Origin of the sequence: Hymenobacter sp. 5317J-9 (assembly GCF_022921075.1) — a bacterium.
GTDB lineage: Bacteria > Bacteroidota > Bacteroidia > Cytophagales > Hymenobacteraceae > Hymenobacter.
The window spans coordinates 4,101,665-4,115,839 of sequence record NZ_CP095050.1 but is presented as its reverse complement, the minus strand read 5'-3'; the positions used below and the strand labels follow the sequence as shown (position 1 = coordinate 4,115,839).

Sequence of the window (14,175 nt, the reverse complement as noted above, 5' to 3'; positions counted from 1 at the left end):
TCTCCACCGCGCAACTAACTCAATTCTGGTATTGCAGGAGCGGTGCTTAGACTGCGCTCAACATGACGTTCAAAGAAAGTAGCATTACAGCGGAATGTTTCCGTGTTTTTTGCGCGGCAACACGTCCACTTTGTTTTCTAACATCTTGAACGCGCGAATCAATTTCTGACGTGTCTGCGAGGGCAGAATCACCTCGTCCACGAAGCCGCGGTGAGCGGCGCGGTAGGGCGTGGCGAATTTCTCCTGGTACTCGTCCACCTTTTCCTGCAGCTTGGCTTCGGGGTTTTCGGCGGCGGCAATTTCGCGCTTGAAGATGATTTCGGCCGCGCCTTTAGCGCCCATCACCGCAATTTCAGCGGTGGGCCAAGCGTAGTTCATGTCGGCGCCGATGTGCTTGGAGTTCATCACATCATACGCTCCACCATACGCTTTGCGGGTAATGACGGTGATGCGCGGCACGGTAGCTTCGCAGAAAGCATAAAGCAGCTTGGCGCCGTTGGTGATGATGCCGCGCCACTCCTGGTCGGTGCCGGGCAGGAAGCCGGGCACGTCTTCGAGCACCAGCAACGGGATGTTGAACGAGTCGCAGAAGCGTACGAACCGGGCAGCCTTGGTGCTGGCGTTGATGTCGAGCACACCGGCCAGCACGGCCGGCTGGTTGCCCACAATGCCAATGCTGCGGCCCGCTAGGCGAGCGAAGCCTACCACAATATTCTCGGCGAAATTCTGGTGCACTTCAAGGAAAGAGCCCTCGTCAATGATTCCTTCCACCACTTCGCGCATGTCGTAGGGTTGGTTGGCATTCTCCGGGATGAGGTTGTCGAGGACCGGGCGGCTTTCGTCGCCGGCCGCTTCGTAGGGCTGAGCGGGGGCCGTTTCTTCGCAGTTCTGCGGCATGTAGCTCAGCAGCTGCTTGATGTGGTTGATGGCCACCACTTCGTTGGCGCACGAGAAGTGCGTGACGCCGCTTTTGGCCGAATGCGTGCTGGCGCCGCCGAGTTCCTCGCTGGTCACATTCTCGTGGGTCACGGTTTTCACCACGTTAGGGCCGGTCACGAACATGTAACTCGTGTGTTCCACCATCAGGATGAAATCGGTGATGGCCGGCGAGTACACCGCGCCGCCCGCGCACGGCCCCATGATGGCCGACAACTGCGGCACCACACCCGAGGCCAGGGTATTCTTATAAAAAATGTCGGCGTAGCCACCGAGGCTCACCACGCCTTCCTGAATGCGGGCGCCGCCCGAGTCGTTGAGGCCGATGACGGGCGCACCGTTCTTCATGGCCAGGTCCATGATTTTGACGATTTTCTCGGCGTGGGTTTCGCTGAGCGAGCCGCCAAACACCGTGAAATCCTGCGAGAAAACGTACACCAGACGGCCGTTTACGGTCCCGTAGCCGGTCACCACGCCGTCGCCGAGGTAGTGCTCTTTGTCGAGGCCAAAGTCTTTGGCCCGGTGCATCACAAACTTGCCGATTTCTTCGAAAGAGCCTTCGTCCAGCAGCAAATCAATCCGTTCGCGGGCGCTGAGTTTGCCTTTTTTGTGCTGAGCGTCGATACGGGCCTGGCCGCCGCCGAGAAGTGCTTCTTCGTTTTTGCGGGCCAGTAGTTCGGTTTTCGAAAGGTGGGCGTGGGCGTGCGGGTCGGGCATGAGTAGGGCTAAGCGCGCGGGTGGGAAGTGTGCGCGGGAATGGGATGCCAAAGGTAGGTTATGGGTAGATTATGGAAGTCAGAAAAAGAACGTCATGCCAAGCGAAATCGAAGCACCGCTCAGCATGACGTTCTTTTTGATTCCCTGTTGCTAAATGTTCTTGCCCAGCAGCAGCAGCATAAACGCGTACTGCCGCGCGGTGTCGTCAATGGACTTGAAGCGGCCCGAGGCCCCGCCGTGGCCCGCCGCCATGTCGGTGTGCAACAAGAGCAGGTTCTTGTCGGTTTTCAGGGCGCGCAGCTTGGCCACCCACTTGGCCGGCTCGTAGTACTGCACCTGCGAGTCGTGCAGGCCGGTGGTGACGAGCATGTTCGGGTAGGCCTGCTTTTTCACGTTGTCGTAGGGCGAGTACGACAGCATGTACTTGAACTCCTCCTCGTTGGCGGGGTTGCCCCACTGGTCGTACTCGCTGGTGGTGAGCGGAATGCTGGGGTCCGACATCGTCGTGACGACGTCCACAAACGGCACGGCGGCAATGACGCCCTTGTACAGGTCGGGCCGCATGTTCACCACGGCGCCCATGAGCAGGCCGCCGGCGCTGCCGCCCATGGCAAATAGCGCGGCGGGCGAGGTAAGCTGCTGTTTCAGCTTGGTGGCGCCCACCTGCACCTCGCGCGGCTTGGTGAGGTATTCGGAGCAGTCAATGAAATCGTTGAAGCTGTTGATTTTGTGGCCCATCCGGCCGTCCTCAAACCACTGCCGGCCCATCTCCTGCCCGCCGCGGATGTTGCATAGCGCGTACACGAAGCCCCGGTTAAGCAGGCTCAGCCGGGCCGCGCTGAAAGTGGGGTCCTGCGAGAAGCCGTAGGAGCCGTAGGCGTATTGCAGCAGGGGCGCGCTCCCGTCCAGCTTCGTGCCCTTCTTGTACACGATGGACATGGGAATGAACTTGTTGTCGCGCGACTTCACAAACACGCGCTCCGTCACGTAGTCGAACTTGTTGTAGTTGCCCAGCACCGGCTGCTCTTTCAGCAGGGTGCCGGTGCGCGTGCTCATGTCGTACTCGTAAATGGACGGCGGCGTGGTGAGCGAGGTATAGTTGTAGCGCAGCAGCGGCGTGTCAATTTCGCGGTTCACGCCAATGGTGGCGGTGTAAGCGGCTTCGTCGAAGGGGATGTGGTGCTCCTGCTTGTCTTTGAGGCTCACCACGCGCAGCTGGCGCAGGCCGCCTTTGCGCTCATTCAGCACCAGGTATTCCTTAAACACGTCAAAGTTGTCGAGGAAGATGACGGGATTGCGGGGCAGGGCATCGGTCCAGGTGGCCTTGCTGGTCGTGGCTATGGGCGTCACCATCAGGCGGTAGTTGGGCGCCTGCCAGTTGGTGCGCACGTAGAACTTGTCGCCCAGGTGCTCTACCTGATACAGGTGGTCGGGCTCGCGCTTTTGAAACACCTTGGGCTGGGCCGTGGGCGCGTTGGCTTCCAGGTAGCGGTACTCCGACGACAGCGAGCTGTGCAGCTCAATGCCAATGTATTTGCGCGATTTGGACCGGTTGATGGACACATTAAAAGTGTTGTCCTTCTCCTCGTACACGAAGGAATCCGTCTTGGGGTCGGTGCCCAGCGTGTGGCGGTACACCTGGTAGGGCAGGAGCGTTTTCACGTCCTTGCGCACATACAACACGGTTTTGTTGTCGGCCGCCCACACCACTTCGCCGCTGGTGTTGGGAATGCGCTCGGGGTAATCCTTTCCCGTGGCCAGGTTCTTGAACCGCAGCGTGTAGAGGCGGCGGCTCACGGTGTCGACCGAAAAAGCCAGCAACTGATTGTTGTCGCTCACGGCCCAGTCGCCAATCTGGAAGTAGGGCCGGCCGGTACCCATTTCGTCGCCGTTCAACAGCACTTCCTCGGTGGCAATCAGGCTGCCTTTCTTCCGGCAGTAGATGGGATACTCCGACGCGAATTCGTAGCGCGTGTAATAGTAGTAGTCGTTGTCTCGATAGGGTTCGGAAGAATCTTCCTGCTTGATGCGGTTCTTGATTTCCTGGGCCAGTTTTTTCTGGGTTTCCTTGGCGCCGGCCATCTGCTGGTCATAATAGGCGTTTTCGGCATTCAGGTATTTCAGCACCGCCGGGTCGGAAGGCTGGTTCAGCCAGTAGTAATTGTCGGTGCGCGTGATGCCAAAATCGGTGAACACCTTTGGCTTGAGGGGAGCAACCGGGGCTGATTGGGCCATTGCTGCTCCGGCCATTGCCGCGCCAGCGCCCGTCAGGGCCGCTCTGCGTAGAAATTTCATAATAAGAGAGATAAGAGTGCTAAAAACCCCTTAATTGTGGTAAAACCAACGTCTAATATAGAATAACCGAAATAAAAAAAGCCGGCTCCATTGCTGGAACCGGCTTACTCTAATTGGCACGAGCCAAGGCTGATGCAACAATCTTACTTCTTTTTGTCATCCGCATCTGGAGCCTCCGGCGTTTCGGCCGGGCGCTCGTCGCTGGCGAGGTTCTGCGCCTCGCCGCTCTTGCTCACCGAGAAGGTCAGTTCCTCGGCGCCTTCGGTGTAGTCGGCGGTAATCACGTCGCCGTGCACCACCTGAGCCTTGAGGATTTCCTCCGCAATCGGGTCTTCGATGTACTTCTGGATGGCACGGTTCAGCGGACGGGCACCGTACTTGGGGTCGTACCCTTTGTCGGCCACGAAGTCCTTGGCGGCTTCCGTCAACTCAACACGGTAGCCCAGAGCCTGCACCCGCGAGAGGAGCTTGCTAAGGCTGATGTCGATGATTTTGTGAATATCCTTTTTCTCCAGCGAGTTGAAGACAATAACGTCATCCAAACGGTTGAGGAACTCGGGCGAGAAGGTCTTCTTCAGAGCATTGGTGATGGTGCCCTTCGTAATCTCGTCCATGTTCTCCTGACGTGCCTTGGTGCCGAAGCCGATGCCGGCGCCGAAGTCCTGCAGGTCACGCGCCCCGATGTTCGAGGTCATGATGATGATGGTGTTGCGGAAGTCCACCTTGCGGCCGAGGCCGTCGGTCAGGATACCGTCGTCCAGCACCTGCAGAAGCAGGTTGTACACGTCCGGGTGCGCCTTCTCAATCTCATCGAGCAGGATAACCGAGTAGGGCTTGCGGCGGATTTTCTCCGTCAGCTGGCCGCCCTCTTCGTAACCCACGTAGCCGGGAGGCGCGCCCACCAGGCGCGATACGCTGAATTTCTCCATGTACTCCGACATGTCAACACGCACCAGCGCATCTTCTTTGTCAAAGAGGTATGTGGCGAGCACCTTGGCCAGCTCCGTCTTACCCACACCAGTTGGGCCGAGGAACACGAACGAGCCGATGGGCTTCTTTGGGTCCTTCAAGCCCACGCGGGTGCGCTGGATGGCTTTCACCAATTGCTTGATGGCTTTGTCCTGGCCAATTACCTTGCCTTGCAGTTCCTCGTTCATGTTGAGGAGTTTCTGGCTTTCGTTCTGGGCCACGCGCGAAACGGGGATGCCGGTCATCATGGCGATAACCTCGGCCACGTTCTCCTCTTTCACCGTGTAGCGCTTCTTCTTGGTTTCCTCCTCCCACGATTTTTTGGCCGTTTCGAGTTGGTCAAGTAGCTTCTTCTCGGTGTCGCGGAGCTTGGCGGCTTCCTCGTATTTCTGCGATTTCACCACGCGGTTCTTCTCGCCTTTGATGTTCTCAATCTGCTCTTCAAGCGTGAGAATGTCCTCAGGCACCACGATGTTGTTGATGTGCACGCGGGCACCGGCCTCATCGAGAATATCAATGGCTTTGTCCGGCAGGAAACGGTCCGACATGTAACGGTCCGACAGCATCACGCACTGCTCAATGGCCTTATCGGTGTACACCACGTGGTGGTGGTCCTGGTACTTGTCCTTGATGTTGTGCAGGATTTCGATGGTTTCCTCGGGCGTGGTGGGGTCCACCATCACCATCTGGAAACGACGGGCCAGGGCGCCATCTTTCTCGATGTACTGACGGTACTCGTCCAGCGTGGTGGCGCCGATGCATTGAATCTCGCCGCGGGCCAAGGCTGGCTTGAACATGTTCGAGGCATCGAGCGAGCCCGAAGCACCGCCGGCACCCACGATGGTGTGCAACTCGTCGATGAACAGAATTACGTCGGGTGACTTCTCCAGCTCGTTCATCACGGCCTTCATGCGCTCTTCGAACTGACCGCGGTACTTAGTACCAGCCACCAGCGAAGCGAGGTCGAGGGTCACAACGCGCTTGTTGAACAGCACGCGGCTTACCTTCTTCTGGATGATGCGCAGGGCGAGGCCTTCGGCGATGGCCGTTTTACCCACGCCGGGCTCACCGATGAGAATCGGGTTGTTCTTTTTGCGGCGGCTCAGAATCTGGGCTACGCGCTCAATTTCTTTCTCGCGGCCCACGATGGGGTCGAGCTTGTCTTCCTCAGCGAGTTTGGTAAGGTCGCGGCCGAAATTGTCGAGCACCGGGGTGCGCGATTTTTCGCCCGGTTTCTTGGCACCGGCACCCGTGCCCGCACCGCGGCCGCCGGGGCCCGACGAGCCAAACAGTTTGTCGTTGTCGTCGTCGTCGGTGTCGGGCGTACGGTTTTGCGGAGCAGCGCCGGCATTACCGTGGTAATCCAGCGAGTCGCGCACAGTTTCGTAGTTCACGTTAAACTTGGAAAGAATTTGGGAAGATATGTTGTCTTCGTCCCGCAGGATAGACAACAGGAGGTGTTCGGTGCCGATAATTTCGGACTTGAAGATTTTGGCTTCCAAATAGGTTATCTTCAGCACCTTCTCGGTCTGCTTGGTGAGCGGAATCGAGCCGGTGATGCTGGTGCCCTGCGTGGCGGTGTTGCGGGTGGCCTGCTCGAGCGAGAACTTGAGCTCGTCGATGCTCACGCCCAGCTTGCGCAGCAGCCCGAGGGCCGTGCCTTCGGCTTCGCGAATCATGCCGAGGAGCAGGTGTTCGGTACCGATATAGTCGTGGCCGAGACGGATGGCTTCCTCCCGGCTCAGGGAAATAACCTCTTTGACGCGGTTTGAGAATTTAGCTTCCATGCCAATAAACGTAGTGAAAAATCAGACAGCCCCGCGTCGGGCAAATACACGAAGTACGGGTTGGGCCGATGTAGCTTGAAAACAAGCCGGTTCGGGCGAAGGTTCGGGCCGGGGGGTGGCCCGCAAGCTTTTACTGGTAACGTCGGGGGAAATTTACAGGTTGCCGCATTTCGCAACAACTTATTGTAAAAAACCACCGGCGGCTGGTCCCTGCGAAAACAAGAGGTCCAGCACACTCAAGCCCGGCTCAAAACCTGGGCCAAACACCTGCGGATAGGGCCGCACCAGGGTGTGGGCTGCCGGTCTGTCAGGTTCGGGGGGGCGGGAGGCCGCTTTGGGTGTCAGCCAGTCGCGCCGGTCGGTGACGGCGGCGGGCGGGCTATTTACAAGACCAAGATTCTCGGAAGAAGGTTGCGCGGAGTAGTGAGCGTGGTATTCGGCGGTGAGGTGGAGGGGCAGGGTCAGTCGAAAACAGCGGAGCAATAACTGCAGAAATTGCAGGTTCAGGTCGAAAAGCAAGATAGGCTTACCTACGTAAATATCGTGCAGGTAGTCGGCATAATATTCAAAATACGGACTATTCCCGTAGGCCGTTTGCAGGGTGCGCGAATGCCGGTGAATCCAGTTCTGCCGGTAGTCGATTTCAATTTCCGACACGCTCACCTTTTCGGCCCGGTTGCCGTCGATGACGGGCACCGTGAGCGGCTGCACGCCCTGTGCGGTGCGAATGAGGCAGCGGTTGCGAAAGGTTTGCTTGCGGTAGTGCTCGCGGGCTTCGATGAGCAGGCCGTCGGCCCGCTGCAGTTCGGCGAAAAGCGCGGCCGGCGGGAAGTAGTGCAGTTCGGTGAGCAGAAGCATAATACAATGGTGGGTGCTAGAGCACCTAAACAAAAAACGTCATGCCGAGCGCAGCCGAGGCATCTCGCGTGCAATAGTAATCCCCGATGCCAAGGTTTACTATTGCACGCGAGATGCCTCGGCTGCGCTCGGCATGACGTTCTAATTAACTATCTTGACGTTACTCGTCGCCGCCTTGCCCTTTGCTGCGCTCGGCGTCCAAGAAATACGAGCCTTTCACCACGAGATGCGTGGTGTCGCTCAGCTTATCAAGCGGGCTGATGGCGACCTGGCCCTGGTCGGTCGCGCCGGGGCGGACGCTGAAGCGGCGGAAGGTGCTGCCTTTGGCATCGATTTTCACCCGGTAATAGGCGTAGCTGACTTCGCCGCCGGGCACGAGGGCGTCTTCGGGCAGGGTGCGCTGCGGGGTGCGGCCGGTGAGGATGCGGGCACTGACGTATTGGCCGGGTAGCAGGGCGGCGGTGGCCGCGGCGTCGGGGCCGGTGTCGTGCAGGTGGGCATGTACGCTCACGGTGCGGCCGTCGTCGTCGAAGGCTTTGCCTACGAGGAATACGGTAGCCGGCAGCGGGCGGGCGCTGGCGCCCTGGGCTGGCACCCGGAACAAGATGTCTTGGCCCACTTTCACCTTGGCAATGTCGCGCTCGAAAACTTTCAGCTCTAGGTGCAGGTCGGAGCGGTCGACCAGCTCAATCAGCACATCCTGCGGGTTCACGAACTGGCCGGGATTCACCAGCACGGCTTTCACGTAGCCGCCGATGGGCGCGATGAGCGGCACGCTGGGCCGGATGCTGGTGGCGCTCAGCGTCTCTGGTTTCAGGCCGATGAGGCGGAGCTGGGCGGCGAGGCTGCCGGCCGCGGCCTGTTCGGTGCGCAGTTCGGAGGCCGCCTGTTGGAGCTTGCGGCGCGCGCCCACGTCCTCGTCGTTGAGAATTTGCTGGCGGGCGGTTTCCTGCTTCAGAAACACGATGCGGGCCTGGCTCTGGAGGTAATCCTGCTGGAGCTTGAGGTAGTCGGGATTGCGCAGGGTGGCGAGCACGCTACCGCGCTGCACGAACTGACCGGGCAGCACGGGCAGCTGCTGCACGTAGCCGCCCATGATGGCTGTAACCGACACCTTGTGGTTCGGCGGCACGTCAATCTGGCCGGTGGCCTGCACCTCCGTGCCAAGGTCGCGACGGGTGAAAGTGCCCAGCTCAATGCCGGCCGCCTGCAACTGGGCTTTATTGAGGAAGACTTCGTTGGGCGCGCGGGGCGGTGGGGCGGCGGCGGGCTTGTCGGCGGTTTCGTCGGCTTTTTTGCCGCAGGCGGCGAGGAGAAGCAGGAGGAAGGGAAGGTATTTCATGGGAAGTTGCAAGAATATTCTGCCGGTCATGCAGAGCGCAGCGAAGCATCTCGCGTGCAATGGTAAATCAAGTGATTAGGCGGCACGCGAGATGCTTCGCTGCGCTCTGCATGACGGCCTTACTGCGCGTCTGCTCCGGCCAATGCCTGAATATTGGCCACCAGTTCGTTGTATTGCCGGAGCTGCTCGAAATATGCTTCCTGAATCTGCCAAGCGGGCTGGGTGTTCACCACGTATTCCACGTACTCGATATCGCCGGCGCGGCGGCTTTTTTCGGCCGTGTCAAGAATGAGGCGGGCTTGCGGCAGGGCGTAGTTCTCGTAGTAGAGCAGCGAAGCCTGGGCGCGGGCCAGCTGCTGGCGCAGGGTGCTGAGTTGGGTGCCGAACTGCGTGTTGGCGTAGCTCAGCTGCACCTGGGCGGCTTCTTCGCCGATTTTGGCGGCGGCGATGCGGGCCCGTTGCGCCCCGCCGAGCAGTGGCACCGCAATGCCGGCCTGCGCCACGTTGAAGCCGCGCTCCTGGTTGATGGTCTGGTTGAAGTAGCCGGCGCGCAGGTCGGGCAGGCGGCGCAGCTTTTCGAGGCGGGTTTGCTGCTGGCTGAGGGTGAGCTGCTGCTGGTAGAGGGCCAGCGTGGGGTTGGTGGCGGGCGTGAGGGCGGCCGTGTCGGCGGGTAGCAGCACGGCGCGGGGGCTGGCGGTTGTGTCGATGTCGGCCAAGCCGGACTGGCCCAGCAGCAGGCCCAACTGGCGGCGCTGCACCAGCAGCTCGGAGCGCAGGGTGGCGAGGCGGTTTTGCAGCTCGCGGCTGCGCGCTTCGGCCGACACCTGCTCCAAGCGGTTGGTTTCGCCCACTTGGTAGCGGATGCGGGCGGCCCGGGCGGCGCGCTGGTACAGGCTGTCCTGCCGACGCAGCAGGGCCGCGAGGCGATACGTCACCAGCAGATTATAGTAGCCCGAGCGGATGCTGCGGCTCAGCTCCCGGCGCTGGGCGCGGGCCCGGATGGTCCCGGCCTCGGCCGTGGTTTGTAGCACCTGGCGCTGGGCACCATACACGGTGGGGAAAGCCGACTGCTGCAGGATGTTGAAGCTGTGGTCGGCCAGCGAGCCCGAAATCTGGCCATACTGGTAGTCGAGCACCAGACGCGGCAGGTCGTAGCCGGTGCGGGTGAGGGCCTGCTGCTGCTGGGCCTGCAGGGTGGCCGACTGCACTAGCGGACTTTGCGCCAGGCCAGTGCTCAGGGCTTGCGCCAGGCTGAGCTGGGAGTTGGTGGGCGCTTTCTGGGCGTGGGCACTAGCCGGCCACAGGGCCATGGAGGCTAGCAGCAATAGCATTATGATGGTACCGCCTGCTGCTCTTGTCGCACCTGCTGCTTGGGTTTCTCCCGCCGCGTCAGAGGCTTTGGCAACGGGCGTTTTATCCGTTTCATTGGCGGGCTCGCCGCCGGTTTCCTCCTGCCGCTTAGCTTCTTCCGCTTCTTCAGCGGCCACCTCGGGACTGGGCTCGTCGTCATCCACGAAGAAGGTGTAGAGCACCGGCAGCACCACCAGCGTGAGCAGCGTGGCCGTAATCAGCCCGCCGATAACGACGGTGGCCAGCGGCTTCTGCACCTCCGCCCCGGCCGAGCCCGACAGCGCCATCGGCAAAAAGCCCAGCGAGGCCACCGAGGCCGTAAGCAGCACCGGCCGGAACCGCTCCTCGGTAGCACGCAGCACCCGCTCGTGGATTTTCTTCACGCCGGCCGTGGCCAACTCGTTCAGGCTGGCAACCAGTACAATCCCGTTCAGCACCGCCACGCCAAACAGCGCGATAAAGCCCACGCCGGCCGAAATGCTGAACGGCATGCCGCGCAGCCACAAGGCCAGCACCCCGCCAATGGCCGCCAGCGGAATGCCCGTGAAAATCAGCAGCGCCTCCTTCACCGAGCGGAATGCCAGGAACAACAGCATGAAAATGAGCACCAACGACACCGGCACGGCAATGGCCAGCCGGTCTTTGGCGTGGTTCAGGTTTTCGAACTGGCCGCCGTATTCAATACTGTAGCCGGCGGGCAGTTGCAGGCCCGTTTTGAGCTTGCCCTGAATGTCCTGCACGAGGCTTTGCACGTCGCGCCCGCGCACGTTCACACCGATGTTGACGCGGCGGCGGGCGTCGTCGCGCGAAATCTGGGCCGGGGCGGGTTTCAGGGCCACGGTGGCGACTTCGGCCAGCGGAATCTGGTTGCCGTCGGGCAGCGACACCAGGAGCTGGTTGAGGTCGTCGGCCCCGCGGCGGTGCAGCGAGTCGAGGCGCAGCACGAGGTCGAAGCGGCGCTCGCCTTCGTACACCTGGCCGGTGGTCTGGCCCGCGAAAGCGGTTTGCAGGAGCGTGTTGAGGTCCATCACGCGCAGGCCGTACTGGGCCAGCTTGGCGCGGTCGTAGCTCACGCGCAGCTGCGGCAGGCCGATAATCTGCTCCACTTTAATGTCGCCCACGCCCTGCAACGGGCGGATGAGGGCGGCGGCTTCGTCGGCCTTTTCCTTCAGCACGTCGAGGTCATCGCCGTAAATCTTCACCGACACATCCGACTTCACACCCGAAATCAGCTCGTTAAACCGCATCTGGATGGGCTGCTGAAACTCCAGGCTCACGCCGGGTACGCCGGCCAGGGCCTTTTGCATCTTGTTGGCCAACTCTTCGCGGGTCTGGGCGCTGGTCCATTCGGCGTGGTCTTTCAGAATAATCATCTGGTCGCTGTCTTCCAGCGACATCGGGTCGGTGGGGATTTCCGACGTGCCGATTTTCCCCACTACCTGCAACACTTCCGGAAACTGGCTTTTCAGAATGTGCTGAATGCGCGTGGTGAGCAAGATGCTTTCGTCGAGCGACGAGCCCGGGGCCAGCGTCACATTCATGGCGAAGTCGCCCTCATCGAGCTGCGGAATAAACTCGCCGCCCAGCCGCGAAAACACGAAGCCGCCCAGTGCCAGCAGGCCCACGGCCACGCCCACCACCAGCCAGCGTGCCCCCAGCGCCGCCCGAATAATGGGGGCGTAGCCGCGGTGCAGAAAGCCAACAATGCGGTCGGCCAGGTTAGGCTTCTCGCTGATGTTCTTCTTCAGCGCCCAGGCCGTGACGGCCGGCACGTAGGTGAGGCACATGAGCATGGCGCCCACAATGGCGAAGCTCACGGTGAGGGCCATGGGCCGGAACATCTTGCCCTCCACACCCGTGAGCGAGAGAATGGGCAAATACACAATCAGAATGATGAGCTGACCGAACAGGGCCGATTTCATGAGCCGGTTGGTGACGCCTTCGGTAATGTCGTCCATGGTTTCGTGGGCGGCTTTGAGGCGCTCGTGTAGCAGGTGGGCGATGACAGCCTCCACGATAATCACGGCCCCATCCACGATAAGTCCAAAGTCCAACGCCCCCAGGCTCATCAGGTTAGCCGATACGCCGAAGGTCTTCATCATGCCCAGCGCGAAGAGCATGCACAGCGGAATCATGCCCGCCACCACCAGCCCGGCCCGCAGATTGCCGAGCAGCAGCAGCAGTACCACAATCACGATAATCCCGCCCTCAATCAGGTTTTTAACTACTGTATGAATGGCCTTGTCCACCAGCTTGGTACGGTCGAGAAAGGGCTCAATGACCAGACCCTTCGGCAGCGTTTGCTGAATTTCGGCTACCCGCGCCTTCACGTTTTTGATGGTGGCTTCGGAGCTGGCGCCTTTCAGCATAAGCACCACGCCACCCACGGTTTCGCCGAGGCCGTCGCGGTTCATGGCCCCGTAGCGCACGGCGTGGCCGAAGCGCACGGCCGCCACGTCGCGCACCAGCAGCGGCGCGCCGCCCCGGCCGGGCGTGCCCACCGGCTTCACCACAATGTTGCCGATGTCCTGCAACGACGTGGCCCGGCCTTCGCCCCGAATGAAAAACGCCCGCGGGCCGCGTTCGAGGTAGCTGCCGCCGGCGTTGCCGTTGTTGGCTTGCAGGGCTTCGTAAAGCTCGGCCATGCTCACGCCCGCGCCGGCCAGGCGGGCGGGGTCCACGCTCACCTCGTACTCGCGCACGTAGCCGCCGAAGCTGCTCACGTCAACCACGCCGTTCACGCCGGCCAGGCGGCGCTTCACCAGCCAGTCCTGGATTTCGCGCAGCTGGGCCAGGCCGTACTGCTTCTCATAGCCCTTCTGGACTTTGATGGTGTACTGGTAAATCTCGCCCAGGCCAGTGGTGATGGGCGCCATGCCCGGCGCACCCAGGCCCTGACCGAGGTCGGCTTCGGCCACTTTCAGCTTCTCGGCCACCAGCTGGCGGGTGTGGTAGGTGTCCACATCTTCCTCAAACACCACGGTAATTACAGACAGCCCGAAGCGGGAAATTGAGCGGATTTCCGTGACGCCCGGGATGGTGCGCAGCTGTAATTCGAGCGGCACGGTGATGAGCTGCTCCACCTCCTGCGCCGCCAGTGCGGGGCTTTGGGTAATGACCTGAACCTGGTTGTTGGTGACGTCCGGAATGGCGTCGAGCGGCAGGCTGGCGGCCGAGAACACGCCCCAGGCCACGAGGCCGGCCAGCATCAGGGCCACCAATATCTTGTTGCGGATGCTAAAATTGATAATCGCCGAAAGCATGCGAATACGGTGCAATACGGCCCGTCCCGAGCGCGGCTATTGAGCCGGCCGGGAAGGGCTGCTAATCCAATAAAAGAGGAGAGGGGCCGGAGTTCGGGGCCGACGCCGGCTGGGGCGTGGGCACACTGCGTCCGGGGGCGCGGGCGGATTAGGCTCGGGGCGGCTGGCCCAGCGAGCTGCTGATGCGGAAGGCATAGCGCGGCGCAACGGCGGCACGGTAAGCCCGTACCACGGCCGTAGCAGGCTGGGCCACTAGCACCAGCCGCGTCACGGGCGCGACCACGAAGCTGAGCTGCACGCAGCCGTGGTGGCAGCGCAGGGGCAGGTTGTGGTGGTCTTGCTGGTGGCGCGGCGAGAGGCTGCACCCGGCGTAGTGCTTGGTGCCGGCGCCGTAGTGCTCGGCAATGAACTGGCCAAAATTCAGCCCGCCGCCCGCGGCCGAGTGGTGGTACTCGTAATGCTTCACCAGTTCCGGCAGCTTGGCCAGCTCGCCCAGGTCATTCTCGGGCACGAAGCTGCCGAGCAGCATCAGTATTCCCAGAAAGAAGGCGAGGGTGGAGCGCATGGCGGGAGAGAAACGGCCGGAGCAGGGAAATGTTTGGCGCGAGGCTGGCACAAAAATAGAGCGCTGGGCTAAAAGAACGTCATGCCTCGGCTA

At 61.2% G+C, this 14,175-nt stretch carries 7 protein-coding genes; all 7 read right to left on the bottom strand.

Features of this window, described 5'->3' with window-relative positions:
* Window positions 1–84: 84 nt before the first annotated feature.
* The gene (locus MUN81_RS17265; protein WP_245112667.1) at window positions 85–1,653 is read right to left on the bottom strand and encodes an acyl-CoA carboxylase subunit beta; all 1,569 of its coding nucleotides are present in this window, start codon (window positions 1,651–1,653) and stop codon (window positions 85–87) included.
* A gap of 150 nt (window positions 1,654–1,803) precedes the next feature.
* On the bottom strand, window positions 1,804–3,948 hold the full coding sequence (locus MUN81_RS17260) for a S9 family peptidase (protein ID WP_245112665.1): 2,145 nt from the start codon (window positions 3,946–3,948) through the stop codon (window positions 1,804–1,806).
* 143 nt (window positions 3,949–4,091) lie between these two features.
* A complete protein-coding gene (locus tag MUN81_RS17255) occupies window positions 4,092–6,704 on the bottom strand; it encodes an ATP-dependent Clp protease ATP-binding subunit (protein WP_245112663.1) in 2,613 nt (870 codons plus the stop codon).
* A gap of 180 nt (window positions 6,705–6,884) precedes the next feature.
* Window positions 6,885–7,562, bottom strand: coding sequence for a WbqC family protein (locus MUN81_RS17250; protein ID WP_245112661.1), 678 nt, complete (start codon window positions 7,560–7,562; stop codon window positions 6,885–6,887).
* Between the two features lie 160 nt (window positions 7,563–7,722).
* Window positions 7,723–8,904 carry an efflux RND transporter periplasmic adaptor subunit gene (locus MUN81_RS17245; protein WP_245112660.1) on the bottom strand — a complete coding sequence of 394 codons (1,182 nt, stop codon included), beginning with the start codon at window positions 8,902–8,904 and terminating at the stop codon, window positions 7,723–7,725.
* A 119-nt stretch (window positions 8,905–9,023) separates the two neighbouring features.
* Entirely contained in the window at window positions 9,024–13,517 is a 4,494-nt protein-coding gene (locus MUN81_RS17240) for a CusA/CzcA family heavy metal efflux RND transporter (RefSeq protein WP_245112658.1), read from the bottom strand.
* A 148-nt stretch (window positions 13,518–13,665) separates the two neighbouring features.
* Window positions 13,666–14,082 (bottom strand): hypothetical protein, encoded by a 417-nt coding sequence (locus MUN81_RS17235; RefSeq protein WP_245112656.1) that lies wholly within the window; start codon window positions 14,080–14,082, stop codon window positions 13,666–13,668.
* Window positions 14,083–14,175 lie beyond the last annotated feature (93 nt).